25 protein-coding genes and 1 tRNA gene are annotated in these 26,583 nt (G+C 57.3%); 20 read left to right on the forward strand and 6 right to left on the reverse strand.

What is annotated here, in order from left to right:
- Positions 1 to 7: 7 nt before the first annotated feature.
- Positions 8 to 466, reverse strand: coding sequence for a TlpA family protein disulfide reductase (locus BQ5361_RS02160; RefSeq protein WP_143047470.1), 459 nt, complete (start codon positions 464 to 466; stop codon positions 8 to 10).
- A gap of 342 nt (positions 467 to 808) precedes the next feature.
- Here BQ5361_RS02160 and BQ5361_RS02165 point away from each other — a divergent pair, with 342 nt between their 5' ends.
- From BQ5361_RS02165 to xseB, 10 genes are all read left to right on the forward strand, one after another.
- On the forward strand, positions 809 to 1,924 hold the full coding sequence (locus BQ5361_RS02165; protein ID WP_035471886.1) for a glycosyltransferase family 4 protein: 1,116 nt from the start codon (positions 809 to 811) through the stop codon (positions 1,922 to 1,924).
- A gap of 204 nt (positions 1,925 to 2,128) precedes the next feature.
- Positions 2,129 to 2,542: a methylmalonyl-CoA epimerase gene (mce, locus tag BQ5361_RS02170; RefSeq protein WP_022063422.1), complete on the forward strand. Its 414-nt coding sequence runs from the start codon at positions 2,129 to 2,131 to the stop codon at positions 2,540 to 2,542.
- 114 nt (positions 2,543 to 2,656) lie between these two features.
- Positions 2,657 to 4,219 (forward strand): acyl-CoA carboxylase subunit beta, encoded by a 1,563-nt coding sequence (locus BQ5361_RS02175; protein ID WP_022063421.1) that lies wholly within the window; start codon positions 2,657 to 2,659, stop codon positions 4,217 to 4,219.
- Between the two features lie 4 nt (positions 4,220 to 4,223).
- Positions 4,224 to 5,243 (forward strand): OadG family transporter subunit, encoded by a 1,020-nt coding sequence (locus BQ5361_RS02180; protein WP_081976764.1) that lies wholly within the window; start codon positions 4,224 to 4,226, stop codon positions 5,241 to 5,243.
- Between the two features lie 9 nt (positions 5,244 to 5,252).
- Positions 5,253 to 5,699: a biotin/lipoyl-containing protein gene (locus BQ5361_RS02185; protein WP_022063419.1), complete on the forward strand. Its 447-nt coding sequence runs from the start codon at positions 5,253 to 5,255 to the stop codon at positions 5,697 to 5,699.
- Between the two features lie 10 nt (positions 5,700 to 5,709).
- The gene (locus BQ5361_RS02190) at positions 5,710 to 6,873 is read left to right on the forward strand and encodes a sodium ion-translocating decarboxylase subunit beta (protein ID WP_035471888.1); all 1,164 of its coding nucleotides are present in this window, start codon (positions 5,710 to 5,712) and stop codon (positions 6,871 to 6,873) included.
- Positions 6,874 to 7,135: 262 nt separating this feature from the next.
- Positions 7,136 to 7,663: a nitroreductase gene (locus tag BQ5361_RS02195; RefSeq protein WP_022063417.1), complete on the forward strand. Its 528-nt coding sequence runs from the start codon at positions 7,136 to 7,138 to the stop codon at positions 7,661 to 7,663.
- A 29-nt stretch (positions 7,664 to 7,692) separates the two neighbouring features.
- On the forward strand, positions 7,693 to 8,625 hold the full coding sequence (locus BQ5361_RS02200; RefSeq protein ID WP_257587909.1) for an arginase family protein: 933 nt from the start codon (positions 7,693 to 7,695) through the stop codon (positions 8,623 to 8,625).
- Positions 8,626 to 8,727: 102 nt separating this feature from the next.
- The gene (gene xseA / locus BQ5361_RS02205) at positions 8,728 to 10,047 is read left to right on the forward strand and encodes an exodeoxyribonuclease VII large subunit (protein WP_035471665.1); all 1,320 of its coding nucleotides are present in this window, start codon (positions 8,728 to 8,730) and stop codon (positions 10,045 to 10,047) included.
- On the forward strand, positions 10,034 to 10,240 hold the full coding sequence (gene xseB / locus BQ5361_RS02210; protein ID WP_035471667.1) for an exodeoxyribonuclease VII small subunit: 207 nt from the start codon (positions 10,034 to 10,036) through the stop codon (positions 10,238 to 10,240). Before xseA ends, xseB begins: the two co-directional genes overlap by 14 nt.
- 163 nt (positions 10,241 to 10,403) lie before the next feature.
- On the opposite strand, the gene BQ5361_RS02215 is transcribed toward xseB, so the two are convergent.
- Positions 10,404 to 10,640 (reverse strand): hypothetical protein, encoded by a 237-nt coding sequence (locus BQ5361_RS02215; protein ID WP_143047471.1) that lies wholly within the window; start codon positions 10,638 to 10,640, stop codon positions 10,404 to 10,406.
- 170 nt (positions 10,641 to 10,810) lie between these two features.
- Between BQ5361_RS02215 and BQ5361_RS10265 the strand changes: the two genes are divergently transcribed.
- The 3 genes from BQ5361_RS10265 (at position 10,811) to BQ5361_RS02235 (ending at position 15,422) form a co-directional block, all read left to right on the forward strand.
- On the forward strand, positions 10,811 to 11,332 hold the full coding sequence (locus tag BQ5361_RS10265; RefSeq protein WP_074021957.1) for a GNAT family N-acetyltransferase: 522 nt from the start codon (positions 10,811 to 10,813) through the stop codon (positions 11,330 to 11,332).
- A 1,001-nt stretch (positions 11,333 to 12,333) separates the two neighbouring features.
- A complete protein-coding gene (locus BQ5361_RS02230) occupies positions 12,334 to 13,827 on the forward strand; it encodes a BACON domain-containing protein (RefSeq protein WP_035471677.1) in 1,494 nt (497 codons plus the stop codon).
- 80 nt (positions 13,828 to 13,907) lie between these two features.
- Complete coding sequence (locus BQ5361_RS02235) at positions 13,908 to 15,422, forward strand: BACON domain-containing protein (protein WP_035471680.1); 1,515 nt, start codon at positions 13,908 to 13,910, stop codon at positions 15,420 to 15,422.
- A gap of 166 nt (positions 15,423 to 15,588) precedes the next feature.
- On the opposite strand, the gene BQ5361_RS02240 is transcribed toward BQ5361_RS02235, so the two are convergent.
- Complete coding sequence (locus BQ5361_RS02240; protein ID WP_071424902.1) at positions 15,589 to 17,010, reverse strand: ATP-dependent DNA helicase; 1,422 nt, start codon at positions 17,008 to 17,010, stop codon at positions 15,589 to 15,591.
- 72 nt (positions 17,011 to 17,082) lie between these two features.
- Here BQ5361_RS02240 and BQ5361_RS02245 point away from each other — a divergent pair, with 72 nt between their 5' ends.
- The 3 genes from BQ5361_RS02245 to BQ5361_RS02255 all read left to right on the forward strand — a co-directional run bounded on the left by BQ5361_RS02245 (position 17,083) and on the right by BQ5361_RS02255 (position 19,034).
- The gene (locus BQ5361_RS02245; protein WP_022063411.1) at positions 17,083 to 17,700 is read left to right on the forward strand and encodes a hypothetical protein; all 618 of its coding nucleotides are present in this window, start codon (positions 17,083 to 17,085) and stop codon (positions 17,698 to 17,700) included.
- 10 nt (positions 17,701 to 17,710) lie between these two features.
- Positions 17,711 to 18,400 carry a DUF3822 family protein gene (locus BQ5361_RS02250; RefSeq protein WP_074021958.1) on the forward strand — a complete coding sequence of 230 codons (690 nt, stop codon included), beginning with the start codon at positions 17,711 to 17,713 and terminating at the stop codon, positions 18,398 to 18,400.
- Positions 18,401 to 18,488: 88 nt separating this feature from the next.
- Positions 18,489 to 19,034, forward strand: coding sequence for an RsmD family RNA methyltransferase (locus BQ5361_RS02255; RefSeq protein ID WP_035471687.1), 546 nt, complete (start codon positions 18,489 to 18,491; stop codon positions 19,032 to 19,034).
- Between the two features lie 503 nt (positions 19,035 to 19,537).
- Here BQ5361_RS02255 and BQ5361_RS02265 read toward each other — a convergent pair.
- Both BQ5361_RS02265 and BQ5361_RS02270 read right to left on the reverse strand, forming a co-directional pair.
- Positions 19,538 to 19,610 (reverse strand) — tRNA-Lys (locus tag BQ5361_RS02265).
- Positions 19,611 to 19,845: 235 nt separating this feature from the next.
- Positions 19,846 to 21,021, reverse strand: a complete 1,176-nt coding sequence (locus BQ5361_RS02270; protein WP_035471689.1) for a MalY/PatB family protein — start codon at positions 21,019 to 21,021, stop codon at positions 19,846 to 19,848.
- A gap of 91 nt (positions 21,022 to 21,112) precedes the next feature.
- Between BQ5361_RS02270 and BQ5361_RS10270 the strand changes: the two genes are divergently transcribed.
- Positions 21,113 to 22,702, forward strand: a complete 1,590-nt coding sequence (locus tag BQ5361_RS10270) for a pseudouridine synthase (protein ID WP_074021959.1) — start codon at positions 21,113 to 21,115, stop codon at positions 22,700 to 22,702.
- An 88-nt stretch (positions 22,703 to 22,790) separates the two neighbouring features.
- Here the strand turns inward: BQ5361_RS10270 and BQ5361_RS02280 are convergent, their stop codons facing one another.
- Positions 22,791 to 22,991 (reverse strand): hypothetical protein, encoded by a 201-nt coding sequence (locus tag BQ5361_RS02280; RefSeq protein WP_035471691.1) that lies wholly within the window; start codon positions 22,989 to 22,991, stop codon positions 22,791 to 22,793.
- A gap of 147 nt (positions 22,992 to 23,138) precedes the next feature.
- On the opposite strand from BQ5361_RS02280, the gene prmC reads away from it, so the two are divergent.
- The 3 genes from prmC to BQ5361_RS02295 all read left to right on the forward strand — a co-directional run bounded on the left by prmC (position 23,139) and on the right by BQ5361_RS02295 (position 26,502).
- A complete protein-coding gene (gene prmC / locus BQ5361_RS02285) occupies positions 23,139 to 24,002 on the forward strand; it encodes a peptide chain release factor N(5)-glutamine methyltransferase (RefSeq protein ID WP_035471693.1) in 864 nt (287 codons plus the stop codon).
- 3 nt (positions 24,003 to 24,005) lie between these two features.
- Positions 24,006 to 24,533, forward strand: a complete 528-nt coding sequence (locus BQ5361_RS02290; protein ID WP_035471696.1) for a regulatory protein RecX — start codon at positions 24,006 to 24,008, stop codon at positions 24,531 to 24,533.
- Positions 24,534 to 24,681: 148 nt separating this feature from the next.
- The gene (locus tag BQ5361_RS02295; protein WP_081976766.1) at positions 24,682 to 26,502 is read left to right on the forward strand and encodes a M23 family metallopeptidase; all 1,821 of its coding nucleotides are present in this window, start codon (positions 24,682 to 24,684) and stop codon (positions 26,500 to 26,502) included.
- The last annotated feature ends 81 nt before the right edge of the window (positions 26,503 to 26,583 follow it).

Genomic DNA, 26,583 nt, shown 5'->3' on the forward strand with positions numbered 1-26,583 from the left:
TCGCGGTTTAGTGGATGATGTCGGCGACGTCTGCCGCGGAGAGCGACGAGGGATTGCCTACCCAAAGGATGCGTCCCCGTTTGTCGTAAATGACCGAGTAGGGGACATAACGGGCCGAGAAAGCCGAGAAGACCGAACCATTGCCGTCATAGCCCACGCGGTAGGAGGGGTTGCCTCCGAGCAGGGACGATATGACGGCATCGTCCTTCTCGCGTGTCACTACGATGATGGCCAGCCGGTCGCCGTAAGATTTGGCGAGTTCGTCGAGCTGTGCGAGCCGTTCCGCACCCTTGGGATTGGAGGAGTGGTAGAACTCGACCATGACCGCTTTCCCGTCGGAGACGGGAGCTCCGTTGAGCCATTGTGTTATATTCAGGTCCGGTACGCGTTCGCCTATCACGAGCCGCTGTGCATGCAGCGGTATGGCTAAAATGGCCAATAATGCCATCGTCAGTAATCTTTTCATCGTTTTTCCGTGTTTCGTTTCTTCTGCGGCGGACAATGCCGTCTCTCCGTATGCGGGCAAATATCGGGCCCTGTTCCGGGGGTCTCTATCGTGCGAATTTACGATTTTTATTTCATACTTCTGCGCCTTTCTGCCGGAAAGCTGTCGGGAGGGGGCGGCTGCCCTCTGTCGTTCACGGTGAGAAACGGGTATACGGGCTGCCCTGCGGCAGCGGTCGGAGACCGGCCGGCGGCGTAGCCGTGAAGGATGCCAGTTGCGGAAAAAGGGAGGCTGTATGGCGGTTTTTCGATAGATTGTTTTATCTTTACGGGCACGGAATCTTTCATCAAACAGGGGAATGTCATGAATGTCGGGTTCGATGCGAAGAGGCTTTTCTTTAACGGAAGCGGTTTGGGAAACTATGCGAGGAGTACGGTGAGGCTGTTGGCCGAATACGCTCCGGATAATCGCTATACCTTGTTTACTCCGCGGGAGGGCAACTGCTGCGGGTTCGAGGTGCTGGACAATGCCGGAATCGTGACGCCGCAGGGTATCCGGGCGCTTTCCGGTTCGCTCTGGCGCAGTTACGCCATGGGCCGCGCCATCCGTCTGAGCGGAGTGGATATCTTCCACGGCCTCAGCAACGAACTTCCGGCCGACATCGGACGTACCCGTGCGCGGAGCGTGGTGACGATGCACGACATCATTTTCGTGCACCATCCCGAACTCTATAAGCCGGCGGACCGGTGGCTCTATACGCGCAAGTATTCCCGAAGCTGCCGCAACGCCGACCGTATCATCGCCATCAGCCGTCAGACGGCGGGCGACCTCGTAAACTATTGGCATGTTCCGGAAGAGAAGATTGCGGTGGTGTATCAAGGGTGCGACCCGGCATTCGAGAAGACCGTCGGGGAGAAACAGCGGCGCGAAGTGCGTGCCGCCTACGGTTTGCCGGAACGGTATATCCTGAGCGTGGGGACGATAGAGGAGCGCAAGAATCTGATGCTGACCGTGCGGGCGATGGTCGCCGGAAAGCTCGACATCGACCTTGTGGCGTGCGGCAGGCATACCCGTTATGCCGACCGCGTGATGGAGTATGCCGCGGCGCACGGCATTGGCAGCCGTGTGAGAATGCTCCACAGCGTGCCGTTCAGTGACCTGCCGGCCCTTTACCAGATGGCTTCCGTGTTCGTCTATCCCTCTTTTTACGAGGGGTTCGGAATTCCCATTCTCGAGGCGCTGAATTCGCGTGTGCCCGTCATTACCACCCGTGGCGGGGTGTTTCCGGAAACGGGTGGCGATGCCTGCATCTACGTGGAGCCGGAGAGTACGGACGAGATGCTCCATGCGCTGGAGACCGTGCTCGGCGACCGGGCGGCGGCCGACGGGATGCGCGCGCGCGGTGCAGCCTATGCCCGCAATTTCCGCGAACCGGTCATTGCATCCAACCTGACGGCCGTTTACCGGAGTCTGTTGTAGAGCGGCGGTGCGTTTTTACGAACCGGCCGGGCCGGAGGCCGCACAGGGGAGGGATGGTTCGGAGGTACGCCGTGCTGCTGTGGCGCGGGAAAAAATCGCGGGTTTGTTTCCGGCATCTGAAAAGAAAGATTATCTTTGTAACGTTTGGGATTTTCCGACCGCCGACAAGCGTGTCAATTCAGTTAAACCAAAAATATCAAAGAGATGAAAATTTCTCATATCGAACATCTCGGAATCGCCGTGAAGAGTCTGGAAGAGGCGATACCTTTCTGGGAAAACATTTTGGGTTTCAAGTGTTACAGTATTGAGGAAGTTGCCGACCAAAAGGTGAAGACTGCATTTTTCAAAGTCGGCCAGACCAAGATAGAACTGCTCGAACCGACGAGCGAGGAGAGCACCATCGCCAAGTTTATCGCCAACCGGGGCGAGGGAGTGCATCATGTGGCGTATGCGGTGGAAAACATTGAGGAGGCGCTTGCCGAGGCAGAAAGCAAAGGCGTACGCCTTATCGACAAGACGCCGCGCCGCGGGGCCGAGGGGCTGACGATAGCCTTTCTGCATCCCAAGTCTACCGGGGGTGTCCTGACGGAGCTCTGCGAGGACAAGAACGGGAAATAATACCGCAGCATGTGACGGCGCCCCGCAGTCGCAGGGCGCCGTTCTTTGGCGGCTTTCTGCCGGGCCCTGCGGGTGCAGGCGATAACGAACGATAATAATTTAGTTGGAAAACATATGAGCGATAATCAGAACAAGGTCGCGCAGTTGATAGAGTTGCGCGAGGAAGCAAGGCTGGGTGGCGGTCAGAAAAGGATAGACGCGCAGCATGCGAAGGGAAAGTACACGGCCCGCGAAAGGATACAGATGCTTTTGGATGAGGGCAGTTTCGAGGAGTTCGACATGTTCGTGACGCATCGTTGTTACGACTTCGGCATGGAGAAGAGCCATACGTACGGCGACGGCGTGGTAACCGGTTACGGGACCATCGACGGCCGGCTGGTCTATATCTTCGCACAGGATTTCACCGTATCGGGCGGTTCGTTGTCCAAGACGATGTCCGAGAAGATATGCAAGGTGATGGACATGGCCATGCGGGCCGGAGCTCCCTGTATCGGTCTCAACGACTCGGGTGGTGCACGCATCCAGGAGGGGGTGAACGCGCTGGCCGGCTATGCCGAGATATTTCAGCGCAACGTGATGGCTTCGGGCGTCATACCCCAGATTTCGGTCATTCTCGGCCCGTGTGCCGGCGGGGCGGTCTATTCGCCGGCGCTGACCGACTTCACGATTATGAAACGCGATACGAGCTACATGTTCCTTACCGGTCCGGCCGTAGTGAAGACCGTGACGGGCGAGGATGTGACGCAGGAGCAACTCGGCGGTGCTTCGGTGCACACCAGCAAGTCGGGTGTGGCCGATTTCGCCGCTTCGACCGAAGAGGAGGCGATGGAACTCATCCGCAAACTCATCTCCTATATCCCGCAGAACAACATGGAGGATGCGCCCCTGGCGCCCTGTACCGACTCCATCAGCCGGCTGGAAGATTCGCTCAACGAGATAATTCCCGACAGTCCCAACAAGCCTTACGACATGTACGAGGTGATACGCGCCATCGTCGATAACGGCGATTTTCTCGAGGTACACGAGTCGTTCGCCAAGAATGTCATCACCTGTTTCGCCCGCTTCAACGGCCAGAGTGTGGGCATCATCGCCAACCAGCCCAAGTACATGGCCGGTGTGCTCGATATCAACGCTTCGCGCAAGGCGGCCCGTTTCGTACGCTTCTGTGATGCGTTCAACATACCGCTCGTGACGCTGGTGGACGTTCCGGGCTTCCTGCCGGGTACGGGTCAGGAGTACGGCGGCGTCATTACGCACGGGGCCAAGCTGCTCTTCGCCTACTGCGAGGCGACGGTACCCAAAGTGACCGTTACGCTGCGCAAGTCCTATGGCGGGGCTTATATCGTGATGTCCTCCAAACATATTCGCGGCGACATCAACTATGCCTGGCCGAGTGCCGAGATAGCCGTGATGGGTGCCAGCGGTGCCGTCGAGGTGCTTTTCGCCCGCGAAATCGCCAAAATCGAAGACCCGGCGCAGAAGGCTGCCTTCATCGCCGAAAAGGAGGAGGAGTACCGCCAGAAGTTCTCGAACCCCTACAATGCGGCCAAGTACGGCTATATAGACGACGTGATAGAGCCGCGCAATACGCGTTTCCGTATCATCCGTGCATTGCAGTCGTTGGCGACCAAACGTCTCACGAACCCGGCCAAGAAACACTCCAACATACCGCTTTAGGCTTATGAGGAAATTTTGTCTGTTGGTCGTTATGGCGCTTTGCGGCCTCGGAGTGTCGGCGCAGGGCGTGCTTAATGTGAGAATAAACGAAGTGCTCGTGCTCAACGAGAACGACATCGTGGACGATTACGGTGTCCGGGAGTCGTGGGTGGAGCTCTTCAATACCGGTTATGAACGTGTCAATGTGGGCGGCTGTTATCTGGGAATCCGGTATGCCGACCGTTACGATGCGGATGGCAACAAGCTCATCAAGAAGTACTATATCCCGCGCAACAATCCTGCGACGAGTATCGAACCGCTGGGGTACAGGCTCTTTTTCTGCGAAGGTACCGATACGAAGGGAACTTTCTACACCAATTTCACGCTTGGCGACGAGCCTGTGGACATGGTGATACTCTACAATGCCAACGGTAAGGATATCATCAGCGTATTCAAATTCCCGGAGAATTATACGCCGGTGCCGGATGTAGCGTGGGGCATCCTCGGTCACGAGGAGATAGAGTCCAAGGTTTTTCCCGAATTCACCCGGGCCGAACGGCGTGCGCTGCGGGGCGATGCCTATCTCGATGCTGTCGCCGCACGGTTGAAATACCAGCCGCAGGCGATGCTGAAGACCACTCCGTTGGCGACCAACGAAGTGAACGAGGAGGTGCCGCGGCACGAAGTCTTCCGCCAGCGGGACGAAACGGGCGCGGTCATGTCGCTGACGGCCATGAGCGTGGTGTTTCTCGCCTTGGTGGCCATTTTCCTGGTTTTCAAGGTAATCGGCATGGTGATGGTCAGGAGGGCCAACCGGAAGTCGGTCAAGGAGGGCGGCGAACCCGTAGTGGGAAAGCAGGCCCGGGACGGCGGCTATACCGGAGAGGAGATGGCGGCTATCGGACTTGCGCTCAAGCTCTATCAGGAAGACCTGCATGTACACGAATCGACGGTCATCACCATCAACCATGTGAACAGGATGTATTCGCCGTGGAATTCCAAGATACACGGCATAACCGAATTACCCCAGAGAAAAAACAGATAGCATACCTATATGAAAGAGTATAAATTCAAGATAAACGGCAATGCGTACAAGGTTGCCGTGGAGAGCGTCCAGGACGGTATTGCGGCCGTGTCGGTGAACGGTACCCCCTATAAAGTGGAGATAGAGAACGACCTCGGCGGTCCGAAGCCGGTTAAACCGGTGCAGGTGGCTCCGGCGACCTACCAGGCGACGCCCCAGGCCGCTCCCGTGAAGATTGCCAGCGCACCGCCTGCCGGCGGCAGCGAAACGCAGTTACGGAGCCCGCTGCCCGGTACGGTGCTCGAACTCCGGGTAAAGGAGGGCGATACCGTAAAGGAAGGGCAGACAGTGATGATACTCGAGGCCATGAAGATGGAGAACAACATCGACGCCAACAAGAGCGGTGTGGTGAAGAGCATCGTGAAGCGGGCAGGCGATTCCGTGATGGAAGGGGATGTATTAATAACCATCGGATAGCCTTATGACCATGTTTCTGGAAAGCGGGTTCGGGGCTTTCATCGGGCAGAACCTGCGCGAGTTCTGGAGTATAACGGGTTTCGCCAACGCAACGTTGGGGCATATCGTCATGATTGCGGTGGGCCTGTTTTTCCTCTATCTCGGTATCAAGCACAAGATGGAGCCGATGCTGCTCGTCCCCATCGGTTTCGGTATTCTTATCGGCAATATTCCGTTCCACGACGGAATGCAGATTGGCGTCTACGAAGAAGGGTCGGTGCTCAATTACCTCTACTTCGGGGTGAAGAACGGCATCTATCCGCCGCTGATTTTTCTCGGTATCGGAGCGATGACCGACTTTTCGGCCCTCATATCGAATCCGAAGCTGATGACGATAGGTGCAGCGGCGCAGCTCGGTATCTTCGGTGCATACGTCGTGTCGCTCGCTTTCGGATTTACGGCGGCCGAGGCCGGTGCGATAGGCATCATCGGCGGTGCCGACGGCCCCACAGCCATCTTCCTTTCGAGCCGGCTCGCTCCGGACATGATGGGTTCCATCGCCATAGCGGCCTATTCTTACATGGCCCTCGTGCCGGTACTCCAGCCATGGATAATGAAGTTGTGCACAACCAAAAAGGAGCGTCTTATCCGGATGCGGCCGCCCAGGCCCATCTCCAAGAGCGAGAAAATCATGTTCCCGATAATCGGTCTTCTGCTCACCTGTTTCCTCGTTCCCTCCGGTCTGCCCCTGCTCGGCATGCTCTTTCTGGGAAACCTGTTGAAGGAGAGCGGCGTTACCAAACGCCTTGCCACGACGGCCGGGGGACCGCTCATCGATATCGTGACGATACTCATCGGATTGACCGTGGGTGCTTCGACACAGGCCACGACTTTCCTGACGGAGAAGTCGCTGCTCGTTTTCGCAATCGGTGCGGCTTCGTTCATCATCGCCACTTTCGGCGGAGTCCTGTTCGTCAAGTTCCTCAACCTGTTCCTTAAGGAGGGAAACAAAATCAACCCGCTCATCGGCAATGCCGGCGTTTCGGCAGTGCCCGATGCGGCTCGCGTTTCGCAGGAGATAGGGTTGAAGTACGACAAGAACAATCACCTGCTCATGCACGCCATGGGGCCGAATGTGGCCGGCGTGATTGGCAGTGCGGTGGCTGCGGGTATCCTGCTCGGATTCCTCGGTTAGCGCCGGGACCGCACGGTAAGCGAGGGAGCTCCCGACCGGGGTTCCCTCGCGGCCGTTCGGAGATGTGCGGTTTCGGAGCGGCCGGCGGAGGGCTTGGCCCGATTATTTCGTACCTTTGACTACGTCTTAGATACTCCGCCTCGGCAAAAGGCAAACTCCGGTTTGCCTTTGCTCTCGGCTTATCCGTATCTTTGAAAGGATGGGCCGCAGTCGGAACGGCCGGCCGGAAATGGTATGGGAAACAGTAAAAACGGAATCGGTTATGAATGTGGTGTTGGACAGTTTGAAAACACGCCGCAGCATCCGGGGATACGACCCCGACCGGATGCCGGCGGAGGAGTTAATCGGGCAGATAATCGAGGCAGGTACCTATGCCCCGACGGGCAGGGGGATGCAGTCGCCCCGTATCGTGGTCGTGACGGACAGGACCGTGCGCGACCGTCTTTCGGCGCTCAATGCGGCCGTGATGGGGAGTGCTTCCGACCCCTTCTACGGTGCTCCGGTAGTGCTCGTGGTATTGGCGGACCGTAGCCGGCCCACCTACCTGTACGACGGTTCGTTGGTGATGGGCAACCTGTTGAATGCGGCTCATGCCGTGGGATTGGGAAGCTGTTGGATTCATCGGGCCAGGGAGGTGTTCGATTCGCCGGAGGGAAAGGCACTGTTGAAGGCGTGGGGCATTGAAGGTGATTATGAAGGTATCGGACACTGTATTCTCGGTTATCCCCTGCCGGGAGCCTTACCTGAGGCGCAGCCCCGCAAGGCCGATTATGCCCTGTGGGTGCGGTAATTGCCGGGAAAAGAGAGAAAGACCGGGCCGTGTCGGACGGAACTCTTTCGGTTCGGCAGGTCGTAGAGAAGTGGAGCAAACGTATGGGGAAAGAGATGAAAACCGTTCGGCTCATCTATCCGCAGTGGCAGGGAGCCGATATTGTCCGGCTGGTGCCGGAAGTGAAAGACCCGGCCGATGCTGCGCGGGGATACTATCTGGGGGCCCGGCTGCTGGATTTTCTCGCTCCGGCAGCCGAGGGGGAGACGCTGACCGTTCCGGTGGATACCGCCATGACAGCCCGCACGGTACAGGACGGCGTTATCGACCGCGATATCATCTTCCGCCAGACGCAGGCGGCGCTGGCGATGTTGCGGGCCGCGGCTCCCGACCGGATTGTTACGCTGGGAGGGGAGTGTTCCGTCAGCGTGGTACCGTTCACCTATCTGGCGGCACGGTACGGGGGCGACGTGGCGATGGTGTGGATTGATGCCCATCCCGACCTCACATGGCCCGGCGATGTCTATCAGGGCTATCATGCGATGGCCGTCGCGGCCTGCATGGGGGACGGCGAGCAACGGATTGCTTCCCTGCTGCCCGCCCGGTTCTCCCCTTCGCAAATCCTCTATGTGGGGTTGCGGAACTGGGAGCGGGATGAGATTAAGGTGCGTCAGCGGATGTACGGCATCGCCCAGGTATCGAAAGAGGAGATAACTGACAACAGCGATGCAGTGCGCCGTTGGCTGGATTTGTGTGGCTGCTCGAAAGTGGTCGTGCATTTGGACCTGGATGTCCTCGACCCGGCCGAAATCGTCGCAGCGGTGGGAACCGACCCCGGCGGCATGTCGATGGAACAGGTCGTCCGGGTTGTCGATGCTGTCGCGAAAGAGAAGGAGCTGGTCGGACTGACCGTAGCCGAACCGATGCCCCGTACGGCCATCCGGCTGCGGAACCTGCTGCATAGCCTGCCCCTGCTCCGGTAGGAGGGTGCGGGGCAGGGTACCGGCACCGGAGCCCGTTTGGAAGGTTGTCGGGTGTCGTCTGCCTGCGATATGGGTATTACATCAAAAGAAAGGATAGTTGATATGGCGGTCGATTCGTATATGACGTTGTCGCAGTTGCAGGAGCGTATCCGGGAGACGCTTTGCCGCGGATTCGCCGCGCCGGTGTGGATAACCGCCGAAATAGGCGAACTGAAGGTGAATGCCCGTTCCGGGCACTGTTACCTGCAGTTGGTGGAGAAGGGCGGCCGCAACGGCGTGCCGCAGGCGCAGGTGCAGGCCGTCATCTGGGCCGGACAGTACGGTATGCTCTCCTCTTATTTCCGCGGGGCGACGGGGGAGGAGCTGGCTGTCGGGATGAAGGTGCTGCTCCATGTGACGGTGACCTACCACGAATTGTACGGTCTGTCGCTGCGAATAGTGGATATCGACCCGCTCTATACGCTCGGTGACCTGGCCCGGCAGCGCATGCAGACCATCGCCCAGCTCCGGGAGGATGGTGTGTTCGACCTGAATCGTGAGCTCGGTATTCCGGAAGTACCCCAGCGCATTGCGGTCATCTCCTCCCCGCAGGCTGCCGGTTATCAGGACTTCATGAAGGAGCTCGGTGCGTCGCCTTACCGTTTCGATGTGACGCTTTTCGGTGCCGTCATGCAGGGACACGGGGCCGAGACGTCGATAATCGGGGCGTTGGATGCGGTGGCCGACCGGGCGGAAGAGTTCGATGCGGCGGTAATAATCAGAGGAGGTGGTTCGCAGAGCGATTTGAGCTTTTTGAACTCCTATCTGCTCAGTTTCCATATTGCGCAGTTCCCGCTGCCCGTTATCGCCGGATTGGGACACGACAAGGACCAGAGCGTCGTGGATATGGTCGCCGCCCTTTCGCTGAAGACGCCGACGGCGGTGGCGGCCTTTCTGGCCGACCGTGCGGCAGGGTTCGATGCCCGTCTGGAGGGACTCGGTGACGAGATACGCAGTTGTGCCTGCCGAATCCTTGACCGAGAGGGGAAGGATGTGCAGATGTGCGGCGCCCTGCTGCGCGAGCGGGTATCGGGGGCCCGTCTGCGGATGGAGTGGCGTTTGCGGACCCTTACCGACGGCCTTGCTGCCGGTGCACGCAGAGTGCTGCAGATGAAGGGTCTTCGGCTCGATGAACTCCGGGAACGCCTGGAAGAGGGTGCCTGTCGGGCCGTAGCGAGCGGGGAGGCCCGTTTGCTTCAGGCACGGCAGCTCGTTTCGGCTGCCGACCCGCGCAACATCCTGGCCCGCGGCTTCGCGGTGGTGCGTACCGCCGGCCGGGCTCTGACCGACGCCGCCGATGCGGTTCCGGGAGAGAATCTCGATATTACGTTATACAAGGGTAGAGTGACTGCAAAAGTGACCGATAATTATGGGAAAGAGTGAAATGACATACGCCGAAGCAATGGCTGAAATCGAGGCGATTCTGGCGAAGATGAACGAGGCCAACCCCGATATCGATGCGCTGGCCGGGCAGGTACGCCGGGCAGGCGAACTCATCCGCTTCTGCCGCGGGCGGCTCCGCAAGGCGGAAAAGGAGGTGGCCGAAGCGCTCGGCGAAGAGGAGAAGGAACAGTGACGGGAGCGGTTGCCGTACCTCTTCCTGCACGGCCTGTTTTCGGGCTGTGGTTTCCGTTCCGGCGGGTGGCGGTCGTCCTGTCCGGAGGATTTTCCGGCTGCCGCCGCCTCACCGACAGGGAGAGGCGGCCGGGGCAGGTGCTCGGAGCGCTTCTCCGTTGCGGTTAGAAGGTGAAGCCCGCGGTGAAGGAGAGCGAGGCGGTCAGCTCGGAGGATTCGTGCACGGGCCGGCCGTTGATTCCATAGTCCCTGGAGAATTCTCCGTAGTTTATCATGACGCCGAGGCCGAGATGAAGGGCCCGGCGTTTTCGCAGGCGGAACGACACGCCTGCTTCCGGATGGTAGTAGAGCCAGGTGGGGTTTCCGTAGGTGAAAGGCTTCGGGTCAGTATAGGGTTCCATACGGCAATAATCGACCATGTCGATGGGAAAGTTCAAACCGAGGTCGAGTTGGCAATAAGGGGTGATACGTGTCGGTAGAAAGGAGTATTTTGTCCGGAATATGTGAAGACGGTAAATACAAAGGAAATTGCCGGGAGAAGAAATTACTTCATAATAAAAATATATAAAATATGAAAAGTATCAACATTGACAATTTAAATCATCCGCTTTACAAAACATTTGAAGACCTTTATTCTTCCAGTTTCCCTATTTTTGAACAAAGGACAAAAAAGCAACAAGAGACAGCTTTTGATAATACAAACTATCATCTAATAGGATATGAAGACAATGGCAAATTTATTGGATTCATTTCCTATTGGAAATTTCCCTCTTATCTTTATATCGAACACTTTGCTATTGATACAAAGATTAGAGGGAAAGGATATGGCAGTATTGTACTAAACGATTTTATCAAATCAACAGATAAAATCGTCCTTTTAGAAATAGATCCTATTACAGATAGGATTTCTGAAGCTCGTTTAAGATTTTATAAAAGATGTGGGTTCTATGAAAATCCATATTCACATAAACATCCAGTTTATCGTAAAGAGTTTCATCCACATTCTTTAATTATACTTACCACAAAGCGACAAATATCAGAGAATGAATATCAAAAATTCAATCTTGATTTGAGTACAACTGTAATGAAATAAGAAGATTAAGGCTAAAACAGTATCTAAAAAGGAGACTAGAATCAGATTTTGAGTCTCCTTTTTTTGAGAATACAAAATATAGTTGTGCTTGTGTACGATAAGAGAGTTATTTGACAGCATAGCAACGCAAAACACTGAAATTCGCACGGTTGCCAAATCGTTACCTCCATCTCTCAAATAATTCGCTAAAAGTTTATTTCTCAATTGACTAAGTCAAATCGTTGAAAATCTAAATAAACGGAGGCTTGGATGCCGAGACCGAGAAACCAGTGCCTGTCGAAGGTGTAGCCGCCCGTAAAGGAGAACGGATGAAATCCTCTTACCCGGAATTTGTCGGCGCCGACGAATCCTCCCGTCTCTATCGTGAAGTTTGTGCCGCGGTACTTTTCGGGTCCTGCGCCTGCGTCGTGGGTGCGTGCAGCAGGAACAGCCCTGCAAGCAGGGTGATGAAAGTCGTTTTGCCCATAGGTCGTGTCGGTTTCGGTTATTTTCAATTATAGATGCACGGAAGTTTCGTTTTGTTGCATGGGCCGGAATTTTTTCTGGCAAGGGCGTGGCCTGTATTGGCAGAGGGTGATGACGGTCATACGCAGCGGCGAAACATACGGCGACGTGGCGTTCGATTCCTTCGCCGAGGTCCAGTGTCGCCGGGCCGTCCGAAGGGCGCTTAGGAAGGCTGCCAGCATGGGAATCGGAGAACGTTCCGCAGGTACCGTTTTCCCGTAAACGATAGGTCGGCAGCCGCTTCGGCCGGCCTCATGCAGAGGCCGGCTTGCTTTTTACCTACATATGAAATGTAAAATACCGTGTGATTTGTTGTGGTAATTAACGCATATATCTAATAAAATATTAAATTAGTTATATGAGTGTGTGTTAAAAATTTTTATGCAATATTATTAACACGCATAAGTTATTATATATTTTTATTTCTATATTTGTCCATGAAGGATGGAAGTTTCAAAAGGCTTTTCCCTTTACGAAATCAAAAAACTACCGACACCATGAAAAAACTTTTCACTATGGGTATCGCCGCGGCGATACTGACACTCTCCTTATTAGAAGGATGTGCCAAAACGGAAGAGACGTTCCATTACGTCAATCTGAGTCAGGTGGCCTGCTCGTTCCTCGGCGAGGGCAACCAGCCGCTCGAAATCACTGTCAGGACTTCGCCCGCTGCATACGAAGCCACTCCCGATGCCACATGGGTCAAAGTGGAGAAGAGTGAAGACGGCAAGATTCTTACCCTGACCGTCGATGACAACGACACCGGTGCCGAACGCAGTACCGCCGTTACTATCGCCGCGGGGCAGGCTTTGCAGACGATAACAGTGAACCAGCTTCCGAAGGACAGCGCGTTCGCCCGTTACCGCCAGATGTTAAATTATCAGTCGGGAGGTGCCATGTCGCCCAACGGCAAATACGTGGGCGGATTCGTTCCTTCTATCGCGCCGGACGACTCTTGGCAGTATTCGCCCGTCATCACCGATCTCGAAACGGGGGAAGTCTATGAGTTCGGCCCTTTCCCCGAAGCAGTCTATTACATGACAGACAACATGTGCATCTCCGACCAGGGCCAGCTCTTCATCCATGACGGTTCCAACGGCGGCATGATTGTCATCGATACGGAGGGCAACATCACCCATCCCGAGTCCCCGGCAGGCTTTACCGGCAAACCGACAATCAGTAATATTTCGGCCGACGGTAAATACTGGGTGGGATATGCGATAAACGGTAAAGTGTTTGAGGACCCTACCCCCGGCAAAGCATTGCTGTGGATAGACGGTGTACCGCACGAACTTCCCTGGCCCGAACTGAACTATCGCAATGAGGAGCCGTGGTACGGCGGTATGGCCCGCGGCATCTCCGCAAACGGCGAAATCATCTACGGTACCTCGTGGGAGAACTCCGATTTCGGCATGCTCTATTGGGTAAATGATGGCGAAAATACCGCACAGCCGAAGTGGGTCGGCGAAGACGTCAGGGAAGTCACCGAAATCACCATGCAGATGGGCGACGGCACCGAGTACACAACCCATAAGGTCTACGGCTGCATCTGCACTGCCAATAATACCAAAATCAGCCCCAACGGCAAGTGGATTGCCACTTCGTACCGTACTGAAGAGCCGTCCGAAGACCGGATAAGTTTCGTTACCTCCCAGACAGCGGCTTTCTACAACACCGAGACCGAGACGACCACTATCGTCAGTGACTACGGCGAGTCTACCGGTCTGCACGTGACCGACGATGGCATCGCCTTCATCGGCATCGGCAGCCTGGGTATCACCTCCTGTCATGTATATGACTTGAATACGGGTACCGACCTCGGCAGCATGGCCGACTGGGTCTATGACACCTATGGCATCATCATCTCCGATACCGGTTTCATCGATTATGTAACGCCCGACGGCAAATACCTCATCGGTTCCATGCCCATAGCATCGGCAGGAGGCACTACCTATGTCAGTTGGTACATCGCACCGCCCCTCGCGAAATAATATAATGTATGACGACGAGGGCAACGGCATCCTTACCGGAACGGCCGTAGCCTTAGTAAATATGTAAAAACAAAAACGACATGAAAAAAATATTGTTCATTGCAGCGGCCTGCCTGCTTGCCGCAGCCTGCTCGCCGACCGACGGTGAGTCAACCACCGCATCGCTCGAAGTATCCCCCTCGTCGCTCGCCTTCGGTGCGGAGGATACGACTCCGCAGGAGATTACCGTGACCGCTACCGGCGTGGAGTGGGAATATACCGTTCCCTCGTCGGCCGACTGGATTACCGTGGACGATGGAACGGCCGGAAAACTGCTGGTTTCGGTAGCCAAGAATCCGACGGCCGAGAAGCGTACCGCATCCATCGCCGTCAAGCCCGTGAACAACGACGACGTGAAGGCCAAGAGCGTAACCGTCACGCAGGCCGGTTCTGAGACTCCGGAGGTCTATTCGCTGACGGTGGACCCGGCGGCGCTGACTTTCGAGGCCGAGGGCGCCGCAGGCCAGAGCGTGAAGGTGACCGCTTCGGGCGAGGGGATGACCTGGAGCGCCGCGGTGGAGGACGCCGCCAAAGAGTGGATAACCCTCTCTGCGACGGAAGGTACCGAAGGGGAGACGACGCTGACCGTCACGGTGCAGGACAATCCCGACACGGCGGAACGTTCGGCGAACGTCACCCTGACGCCGAGTGCGGAGTCGGCAGGTCCGAAGGCCATCCGCGTGACGCAGGAGGCTAAGGTGCTGCCCCCCTCCTTCTCGATGTCCTATGAAGGGGGAGAACTGCCCGAAGAGGGGTTCGTATTTGACTACGCAGGACGCGACAGCTATTCGATAGACGTTACGGCCGTAAACATCGAATGGAATGTGAAGACCGTCTATGATGAAGGCACCGTTTCCGGCTGGTTGACGGCGGATACCTATAAAAGCGATAATGTGAACCTTATTAAAATGCGCATCGACGAGAACCGGAACGAGTCGCCCGACCCGCGTACCGCCCGAGTGGTGGTCACCACGAATGCAGAGGGTATCGGCCCGTTCGAGATTCCCGTGACGCAGGAGGGCAAGCCCGAATTCCTCAGCACGCTCGAAGAGGATGTCGATTTCGGAACGTTAACCAACGGGTATGCTGTCGTATATCCCAACAACGAAAACCGTAACGAACCGGTAACTCGTTGGGACCTTCGATTCTGGAGCGACGGCATCGAATATCAGAATGCGGCAAAACCGTACAAGGGTACGGGCGACCGGCTGAATCTCTATCTCTACACCGAGCCGATAACAGCCAATGACGACAACGAATATTATATTCCGGACGGTATCTATACGGTTGCCCTCTATTCCGAAGAGACATCGGAATCGAGGGCCGGCGATATCGAGTACGGCCAGGAATCGGGAGCGTTCCATTTCCCGTTCGGCAGCTGGTATGTACGGTTGGAGGACAGTGACTATACCGACAAGGCTTGTATCCGTACGGGTACGGCTACCGTAACCCGCAGCGGTGAATCCTATACGATTGTATTCGATTTCGTCAGCGATGCCGGCTATAAGGTTGCAGGTTCGTACGAAGGAGTTTTCGACCTGCACGCACAGCCCTGATACCGGCTGGGAAACATGACAGGCTTTCCGGGCCGCAGGTACATATTGCGAGTGCCTGCGGCCCGGTTTGCGGTGTGCCGGACGGAAACGGAAGAGGTTGACTGCTGCGTTCGGACGATGCGAGTCGTTCCGGCGGGACTGCCGTACGACGGCAGCGGAGCGTCGGTCATCCGTTTCCGAAAAATCGCTCGTCGAAATTCACGAGGTAGACCTGCTCGCTCGCACGGGTAAGGGCGGTGTAGAGCCAGCGCATGAGGTCGCGGCTCATGGGTTCGTCGCCGAAGAGCATCCGGTCGATGAAGACGGCCTTCCACTCTCCGCCCTGTGCCTTGTGGGCCGTGACGGCATAGGCAAACTTCACCTGTACGGCATTGAAGTGTGGGTTCTCGCGCACTTCCTTGTAGCGTTTGGCTTTGCTCCTGATGTGTTCGTAGTCTTCGCTGACGGCGTAAAAGAGCGCATTGCCCTGTTCGTGCGTCAGCGCGGGGGCTTCGGAGGCGAGGGTGTCGAGCAGGATTTTGCACTCGATTTCGTAGTCGTCGTAGTCGGGAAAGCTGAGCCGGGCCTCGGCAAAGCGGAAGCCGTAGAAATCTTCGAAACGCCGCAGTTTGACCAGTCGGGCCGTGTCGCCGTTGGCCATGAAATCCATATGCGGCTCCTCCTCCCGCTCCGTAAAGTAGTAGTTGTTCTTCACCACCATCAGCATGTCGCCCGACTCTATCTCCTCCTCGGCGAAGAGCACATGGCGCCGGATGCCTTCGTTAAAACGGTTGGCCCGCCGGTTGGAACGGGTGATGACGATGGTCTCTTCGCGTCCGTAGCGGGAATAGCACTCCTCCACCTTTTCGAGGAACTCCCCGCCGTCTATCGCCCGGAAGTCGGGATAGGACATCTCGAAGAGGGGAGGCTCCGTGATGCCCGCCTCCAGCATGCACCGCACCATGGTGGCGTTGAACAGGATGCCCGAATCGTCGCTCTGGCGCATCACTTCGTCCAGCGTGCCGTACTCCACCGCACCGTATGCTGCCATGAAATCGGGGTCGAGCGCCGGACTGCGGTCGTGTCCTACCGGCGGCAGCTGGGCATCGTCGCCCACGAAGAGGATGCGGCAGCGTGTACCCTGCCGGACATATCGGAAGAGGTCGTCGAGCAGCGAGCCGCTTCCGAAGGGAGAGCCCGCATCGGCGGAGGCGGAGAGCATGGAGGCTTCGTCGACGATGAAACAGGCGTCCTTTTCGCGGTTGAAGTCGAGCGAGAACCCCGGTTCGGGGTCTGTTGAACTTTTTTGCCGGTAGATTTTCTTGTGTATCGTGGAGGCGCCGAGTCCCGTATGGCGCGCCATGACTTTCGCCGCCCGTCCGGTAGGGGCGAGCATTACGGGTTTTATCCTCAACTTTTTAAGTGTCGCCACGAACGCCGCAATGATGGACGTCTTGCCCGTTCCAGCATATCCGTTGAGGATGAAGATGCGTTCGGTATCGGCATCGGAAAGCCATGAGGCCAGCGCCTCGATGATTTTTTTTTGTCCAAGTGTTGGCGCAAATGCAAAATTCGCGTAAATTTGAGACGCGATATGTTCGTTTAACATTGCGAAATATTAGCTTGTAATCCTGTTTTTACTGCCTTACGCGTTACAAACTTAAAAATTAAAAATATAGAGATGAAAAAAGTTATCCAGATTGTGCTCGCTGTTGTGATAGTGTTCCTCGCTTTCGTGGTATATCGCCAGCTGACGATTCCGCTCAAGTTCCAGAAGGAGGTGGAAACGAGGTCTGCGGCCGTAATCGACCGCATCAAGGATATCCGTACCGCCGAAAGGGCCTATAAACAGGTGAATCAGGTCTATACCGGCAATTTCGACAGCCTCATCAATTTCGTGCTGAACGACTCCATGGTTTATGAGAAGGCTTTCGGTTCGGCGGACGACTCGGTGGCCGTAGCCCGCGGGCTTGTCAGCAGGGAGACTTTCAAGGTGGCTGTCATAGATACCATTTTCGGCTCGAAGCAGATGACGCCCGAAAAGGTGGAGATGATTCGGTACATTCCCTATACCGACGGCATGGAGTTCATCCTCGAAGCCGGTCAGTTGAAGACCGAATCGGGCGTGACGGTACAGGTGTTCGAGTGCCGCGCTCCTTACAAGGCATTCCTTGCCGACCTCAACCGACAGGAGCTCATCAACCTGATAGACGAAAGGGAGAATACCTTCAACGACTATCCGGGTATCAAGGTGGGTTCGATGACCAGTGCGACCAACGATGCGGGTAACTGGGAATAGTACCCGTCCGGTGCAAAAGATATTGTCCATTCGGCTCCGGCAGGGTGGACTTTCTTTTTATGCTTCGGACGGCGACGGTGCGGGGACGGTCTCGATGGAGGCGTATTTCGCCCCCGGGGGGAGCCGGCGCGAACAGATGACAGCGGCGTTCGACGCATTTGCGGAGAAGAGCGGTATCGATACATATGATAGGGTGCGGCTTTTTGCCGATACGGCCGATACCGTTTTCGTGCCGGATGCGGTGGTCGGTGATGCCGTGCCGGCGGAGTGGCTCGCCCGGATGGGGGTGCATCTTTCACCGGACATGAAGGCTGTCCGGACGGAGGCGTATGGGGGCGTCTGTGCCCTATTTCCGGTCGATACGGGTGTCGCATCGTGGTTGGCGGACAGGCTCGGTCATCGGGCGGCGTGGTACTCCCCGCTTCACGAGAGCATGGCGGCTTTCCGCCGGACGGAGGCTTCGGGCGACTGTTTCGTGGTCTATCCGACACAGGAGAATGTCTACATCTCCCGGTACGGCACGGCAGGCGAATTGTCGCTTGCGGAGGTCTATCCGTTGCACGGTGCGGCCGATATGGTCTATTATCTGTCGGAACTTGCCGCCGGGGAGCGTAATATCTCCCTGTATATTTACGGCGACCGGCCCGTGCGTTATACGGATACGTTGAAAAGGTATTTCGGCCGGGTGGCGGCTATCTGAAGTTTCCGCCTTTTGGTTTCGGGCGGCGCAGTGGTATCCGACGTGCCCATGCGGCGGCCATTTGTGTAACACATTTTCATGCGGTACTATGAGAATCGTAGGCGGTAGATTCGGCGGCAGGGTGATAAAGCCTCCGCGTAATTTGAGGGCTCGTCCTACCACGGATTTTGCGAAGGAGAACCTGTTCAATGTACTCGGCAATCTCATCGACCTGGAGGGGACCGAAGTGCTCGACCTCTTTTCGGGGACGGGTTCTATCAGTTATGAATTCATCTCGCGCGGTGCGGCGGGTGTCACCTCGGTGGAGGTCAATGCGGTGCATCACAATTTTATCCGCCGGACGGCTGCGGCTTTCGGTATGGAGAACCTCTATGCCGTCAGAGCCAATGCTTTTCTTTACCTGAAGAGCGCATCGAAACGGTTTGATGTGATATTCTCCGATGCGCCGTATGACCTCGAAGGGTCGGAACAGGTTGTGGAACTTGTGTTCGAACGGAAGCTGCTGTGCCCCGGAGGATTGCTGATATTCGAACACTCCAAGGAGCGGTCGTTCGAGGGGCATCCCGCCCTGCTGCAGGTACGTACCTACGGCAGCGTACATTTCTCCGTCTTCCGTATGCCGGATGTGGAATAGCAGCCGTTTTTCGGCCTTGTAACATCCGGACGCAAGCGCCTCGTTTCGGGTAATTCGTTTTTGACGGACATTCGGTATGAACTCCTTTCGTATCGTATCCCCGGTTATGCTGACCGTTTTTTACGGTATCTATTTCTTCAAACAGTTGGCCATGCGTTTGGCGGGTAATCCGTACCGACCGGCTCGGCCGGGTAGAGAAACCGCGTTTTCTGTTCGTGTTTGCAGGCCGGGTAAAGATATCTCCGGGTTTGGGCTGACAAGATACGGAATCATTTTCATATCTTGTAATAGGTGTGGGGGGAGCAGTATGTATTAGCAAACTGTGCATCGGGTAGGGAGCGCATCTCGGATGCGAAGATTCCGGTGGAACTGAATCTTTGCGAAAGCGTCGGTTGGAATGCAGTCGATGGTATTCTGATTTTCCATCCGAAGCCGGTAGGGAAACAGGAACAAGAACAGGAGCGAATGCCATAGAAAAAGCCACTTCCAACGGAAGTGGCTTGTGCTCCCTCTGGGGCTCGAACCCAGGACCCCAACATTAAGAGTGTCGTGCTCTACCAACTGAGCTAAAGAAGCATCGTATTTGCCTACAGGAACCGGAGTTTCCTAAAAGCGCCACAAAGATAAGGAGTATTTCCGAATTTGCAAAGAGGGAAGGCAATATTCCTGTAATTTTTTTGTGTGCCGTATTTTGAGTCCCGGCGGTCTGCTGCAGCCGGTGTTTCATGCGGTGTACCGTAGGCGGCGCGCCGTATCTTCGTGTGGGGCGGGATGCTTTTAAGCACGCACAGTGTGTTGAAGGACGCACGCGTCAGTGCCGGTTTTCCCTGCTCCGCCATGCTGCCTCTATCTGGAGGAGTGCCGTTTCGATAAGGGCACGGGAGGTCGCCATGTTCATGCGCATGAAACCGCGGCCCTGTACCCCGAACGCTGCTCCGTCATTGAGTCCTACACCGGCTTCCCGGGCCATGAAACGGAGCAGTTCCTCGTGTCCCAGCCCCAGGCCCCGCAGGTCGAGCCACATGAGGTAGGTGCCTTCGGGAATGGCGGTCCTGATTTCGGGAAGGTGTTCTGCGAGGAACCGGACGGTGAATTCCATGTTGCCGTGTACGTAGTCGAGCATCTGGCCGAGCCACTCTTCGCCTTCGTTGTAGGCGGCGATGAGCGCCGCCGTGCCGAAGATGTTGCCCTGGTCGACATGGTACCTGCCCAGTTCCGTCCGCAGCGCTTCCCGGGCGGCGGGGTCGGGCGTGATGGCCGCGGAGGTCGAAAGCCCGGCGATATTGAAGGTTTTTGTAGGGGCGATGAGCGTGATGCACCGCTGTCCTTCGGCGCACAGCGAAGCGATGTGGGTGTGGCGGCAGGGAGCGAATATCAGGTCGGAGTGTATCTCGTCGCTCACTATCGCGACATCGTGTTTCCGGCACAGGTCGGCTACTCTGCGCAGCTCCTCCGCAGTGAATACGCGGCCGGTGGGGTTGTGTGGATTGCAGAAGAGCAGTACCGTGGCCTCTGCCAGTTTGCGGTCTAGGTCGTCGTAGTCTATCCGGTAGCATCCCTTTTCGGGAATGAGCGGGTTTTCCACTACCCGCCGGCCGTTGGCTTTTATCTGGGCGGCGAACGGAGGATAGACGGGAGGCATGATGACGATACCGTCGCCCTCGGCCGACAAGGCCCGTAGGGCGAAGACGAACCCCGCAACCACACCCGGCGTGAAATCTATCCATTCGCGGTCGATGTGCCAACCGTTGCGGCGTTCCACCCAGTTCGTGATTGCAGCGTAATAGGCATCGGTACGCATGCCGTAGCCGAATACCCGGTGTGCGGCGCGGCGCGCTATCGCCTGGCAGATGAACTCCGGAGCTTCGAAATCCATATCGGCTATCCACAGCGGTATGACATTTGCATTGCCGAAGGCCGAAAGGTCGTCGTATTTGACGCATCCGCTGCCCCGGCGGTCGATGATGTCGTCGAAATTATATCTCATGGACGTTTTATGATGAACAAATTTTATGACAGGTGTAAATGTATGAAAAATGCGTTACATTTGTTGTCCGTATGGCATTAATACTTAAATAATGAAAGATTTCGGAAACAGTGACGGCCGTCCTCATCGGGAAGATACGGATGGCTCGCAGGAGGGACAGCCTGCTTATAAGGCATTTGCAAAAGACAAGCGGACGCGGATAACGACTTCGAGGCCGGTTGAAAAGGTGGATTACCGGCGTGAGGGACACGAACCCGCCGAGGGGGCCCGTTACGACGGAGAGCACCGGCGTCCGCAGGAGTACCGGAGCGGCAGTGGTTATGCCGGTTCGGGGCGTTACGGGGGGGAAAGCGGTGATGACCGCAACCGCAACAGAACGGAGGGCGGCTACCGTCCGCGCGAGCGGGCGCCATACGAGCAGCGAGGCGAAGGTGGTAGCTCTGACCGTTCCGGTTACCGCCGGAACAGTTACGACACTCGGACTTATCCGTCCGACGGCCGTCCGCAGGGACCGTCCGGCGAAGGGGCAGCGAGGCGCAAATCCTACAATCCCAATTTCGATGAGTACAACCGGCCGGTTGGCCGGAACCGTTACGACTCCTCCCGCGATACGGAGGGGGGCGAGCGCCGGAGCGGCGGATACCGCAGACCGGAAGGCGGTTTCGAGGGAGGCAGCCGTTACGGGAACGACCGTTCGCAGGAGGGGCGTCCGGAGCGTTATGCCCCGCGGTACGGTCACGGCGAAGGTGAACGCGGCGAACGGCGTTATGGCGACGGCAAGCGTCCTTACGGCGAACGCGGTACGGGGGACAGGAAAGGGTACGGCAGCAAACCTTACGGAACTCAGGGCGGCGGTGCTTCCGGCGGCCGGCCGAACGACAGGCGTCGTCCGGCCGGTCAGCGGGGCCCCAGGGTGCCCAAGTACAATTCGGAGAACTATCCGACTTTTCCGGCGCCGGTTATCGAGGATAAGATACGGCTCAACCGTTATATCGCCATGTCGGGTATCTGCTCGCGCCGTGAAGCGGACGAATTCATCCAGTCGGGTGTGGTTTCGGTCAACGGACTGGTCGTGACCGAACTCGGAGCCAAGGTGTCGCAGCAGGATGAGGTGCGTTTCAACGGGAACGTCATCCGCAACGAACGCAAGGTATATATCGTGATGAACAAACCCAAGGGATATGTGACTTCGGTGGAGGACCCCCATGCGGACAAGACGGTGATGGAGCTGCTGAAAGAGGGCTGCCGGGAGAGGGTATATCCGGTGGGACGTCTGGACAAGAACAGTCTCGGCGTACTGCTCATCACCAACGACGGCGATATGGCCAAGAAACTGATGCACCCTTCTTTCGAGAAGAAAAAGGTATATCAGGTCTCGTTGGATAAACCGCTGACGCATGCCGACATGGATGCGTTGGTGCAGGGATTCGAGCTCGACGACGGAGAGATACATGCCGATGCGGTCAGCTACGTGGGGACGAAGAAGACGGAAATAGGTATCGAGATACACTCCGGGCGCAACCGTATCGTGCGGCGCATGTTCGAGCATCTGGGCTATAAGGTGACGAAGCTCGACCGTGTCTATTTCGCCGGACTGACGAAACAGCGTCTCAAGCGCGGCGAGTGGCGTTTCCTGACGCCGCGGGAGGTGCAGGCATTGCGTTCCGGACAGTATGAGTGACCGGAGGCGTCGGATGAAAGCACGGAACGGCACGCAATCTTTGCGTGCCGTTTTCGCTGTGATGTGATGATTGAGGGGAGCTGTCGTTTCAGTGGGTAGTGCTGCTGACTACGAAGTAGGCGATGCAGGCGAAGAGGAGAAAGACGGCGGCGAAAACCAGGATGCCGGCGATGCGCCGCATGACGCTGTTCGCCCCCTTGCCGTCGTGTTCCCGTTCGGCGAGTTCCGCCCCCTCCTTTTCGGTCTGGCGGATGATTTGCTGCTCTTCCGGTGTGAGTTGCCTGGGCATGGCCGTTCGTGTTTCTGCAAAAGTAGTGATAAAAAGCGGATGGGCAAGCGGCATCTGTCGGACGGGAAACGGTTCGATGCGGAACGTGGTTCCGGCCAGGGACGGACGGTTGGATTTTAGGTGCCGTTTGCGTAATTTTGACGGGAAATGAAACGCAGGGAAGTGTTGGAAAGAGTACGGCGTGCCGTGCCCGATGCCTATACGGCAGGAGAGGCGCGTGCCATTGCGTTCGAGGTGGCCGAATGTTTCTGCGGCTTCTCGCGGGCGGAGGCCGTGGCCGACCCCGGCGCAGAGGCCGTGGCTGACGAAGGAGTGCTGGAGGAGGCGTGTCGGCGGATTGCAGCGCATGTCCCGTTGCAGTATGTGACCGGACGGACGGAATTTTACGGTCTGCCGTTCCGTGTCGGGGAGGGGGTGCTGATACCTCGCCCGGAGACTGAGGAGCTCGTGCAGTGGATTGCGGCCGACTGTGCCGGTATTGCGGGAGTGTGTCTGCTGGATATCGGGACGGGCAGCGGGGCCATTGCTGTCGCGCTTTCCCGTTTGCTTGTCGCCCCGACGGTCGATGCGGCGGACATCTCGCCCGATGCGCTGGTTTTTGCGGCGGAAAATGCGGCCGTGAACGGCGCAACGGTGCATTTCGTACAGGCCGATGCGACGGCGCCGTACGATACGTTCGCCGGACTGCTGCCGCGGCACCGTTACGATGTCGTCGTATCCAATCCGCCCTATATTCCCCGCTCGGAGTATGCCTCCATGCGTGACAATGTGCGGTTGTACGAGCCCGCCGGGGCACTGTTCGTGGAGGACGCCGACCCATTGCTTTTCTATCGGGAAATCGGACATAAGGCCGCCCGGCTGCTGGATGCCGGAGGCCGGCTCTTTTTCGAGGTGCACGAAGATTATGCCTGCGGCGTTTGCAAGCTGTTGTCGGGGCAGGGGTTCGTCGGGGTGGAGTGCCGGTACGATATGAACGGCAAGCCGAGGATGGTACGGTGTGTGAAGGAGTGAACGATGAAGGAGAAGGAAGAGGAGGCAGGGCCCCACGGAAAGCGGGCCAAAAGTGCGGAGGAGGCGCTGGCAGGGTTGATGCGCTATGCTGCCCGGGCGGAGCGTTCCAGCGGCGATGCGCTGCGGCTGATGCGTCGGTGGAACGTGCCCGAAGCCGATAGGGAACGGATACTGCATCGGCTGTGCGAGTCGGGATTCATCGACGACCGTCGCTTCGCCGCTGCCTATGTGCGCGAAAAGTCCTCGCTGGCGGGATGGGGCGTGCACAAGATACGGGCGGGACTCCGTGCCAAGGGAATACCGTCCGACCTTGTCGAAGAGGCCGTTGTGCGGGAGTACGAAACCGGCGCCGTGGCCGACCGACTGCAGGAGCTGCTCGACCGGAAACTTCGGAGCGTGTCGGGCACGGCATATGAAGTGAAGGGGAAACTCGTCCGTTTCGGCCTCTCGCGCGGTTACGATTACGATATTGTGGTAGAGGCGGCTTCGCGGGCCGTCGCACGGACGGGAGCGGAGGAAGAGGAGGAGTGACAGATATTGTTCCGAATGGGGCGGATGTGGCTGCTTTCTGGCAGAAGGTGCCGCCGGTTGTCGGGACGGAAGCTGTTCGCGGTCTGTCCGGCAGGCTGTCGGGAGTGTTGCGGGTGATAAAGGCGCACTCCGGAATAAAGGAAACCGTATGTTGAAACGATATAAGCAGGGAGCGCTTCGTAATGGGGCGGCCGAAACGAGGGAGCGTATGAAAGAGATGGTTCGGACCGGATGCCGGAGACTGCGGCTGTCGGTGGGCGTGTGTTTGGTTTGTGCGGCGTTGCAGGGCGGTACGGCGCATGCACAGGATTATGGAAAGCCGCTCGATATGCCGGTACTGCAAAGCTCTTCCAATTTCGGGAAGCTTCGTTCCACCCGTTTCCATTCGGGCGTTGATTTCCGTACCGGGGGCGTCGAGGGGAAGCGGGTGCTTGCCGTCGAGGACGGACAGATTTACCGTATTGGCGTGAAGCCTTACGGTTACGGCAATGTGGTCTATGTGGCGCATCCGGACGGCAATATCTCGGTCTACGGCCATCTCAGTAAATTTACTCCGGAGGTGGAGGCGTACGTGCGCAGTGAGCGTTACCGGCAGCAACGCAACGACATCGACCTTTTTCCCGAGGCGGGTCGTTTCCCCGTAAAGCGGGGCGAAGTCATCGGCCTGTCGGGCAATTCGGGCAACTCGTTCGGCCCGCATCTCCACTTCGAGATACGCGAAGGGGCCTCGCAGCGGACGGTGAACCCTATTGCAAGGGGATATTACCGAGTGAAAGATGACCTGCCGCCCCGGATATTTGGTGTCAGCTACTATCTGGTGGATACGCTCATGGGCGTCCCGGTGCACACGCTTGCGGGAAGGGCTGCCGCAATCGGAGGAAGCGGTGCCCGTTATACGCTGGAGGCTCCCATGGTACTGCCCGGCCGGGGGTATTTCTGCGTGGAGACGATGGACAGGAAGAACGATGTAAGCGGCTCGATGGCTACCTACCGCATCGTACTTTCGGTTGATGGCCAAACGCGTTTGGAATATCTGATGGACGGCTTCACTTTCGGGGAGAACCATTTTGCCAAGGTGCTGTCGGATTACGTGCTGAACGGTACCACCTCCAACGACGTATTCCGCCTGGCCGTACTGAACGAGGGGGCGATGCCTTTCTACCCTCGGGCCGTGGGGCGCGGCCTGATAGACCCCGCATCGGGCATCGACGAGGTCCGTATCGAGGTGGAGGACGACAGCGGCAATACGGCCGTACTGACTTTCCCCGTGACGTATGACCCCTCGGCCGCCGCTGCGACGGTCAGTATCCCGACCGATGCCGAGGCGGTGGATTTCCGGCGTCACTACTCCCGGACGACGGACGGGCTCAAGGTCACCATTCCTGCCGGCGCACTTTACGAATCGCTGTTCTACGAGCAGGAGAAACTCTCCGGCCGGCCTGCCGTGACGGTGGGAAAAGGGACGCATATCCTGTCGGATTTCTATGCCGTCCATGATGCGTCGGTACCCTTGCAGGCTCCCGTGACACTCTCTTTCCGGGCCGACGTGCCGGAAGAGCTGCGCGAACGGGTGGTCATTGCACGTCTTACCGATAAGGGGCGGCTTGCCGCCGCACCGGCGAAATATGCCGACGGTGCCGTGACGGGGCGTGCTTCCCTCTTCGGGATATGGTGTGCCGCGGCTGATACGGTAAACCCGACCGTCACGCCATCGTTCAGGTCGGGAACCGATATGTCCGGCGAGCGGCGCATCGGTTTCCGTATAAGCGACGATTTTTCCGGCGTCGCCTCCTATTCCGCGACGGTGGACGGAGAGTGGGTGATGCTCGAACACGATACGGTGCACGGGATGCTTTACCACTATTTCGATGACGAGGTGTGCGGTACGGGCAGGCGGCACGAGGTGGAGCTCCGGGTTACGGACGGTGCCGGCAATACCGCTGTTTACAGGGGCAGCTATTACAGATAGGCAATGCGGACGGAGATATCGGGCCCGGTACGGATACGTATCGGGCCCTGTTTCTGGTGCGGACGGAGTGCCCGTCCGGAT

Origin of the sequence: Tidjanibacter massiliensis (genome assembly GCF_900104605.1) — a bacterium.
GTDB classification, from domain to species: Bacteria; Bacteroidota; Bacteroidia; order Bacteroidales; family Rikenellaceae; genus Tidjanibacter; species Tidjanibacter inops.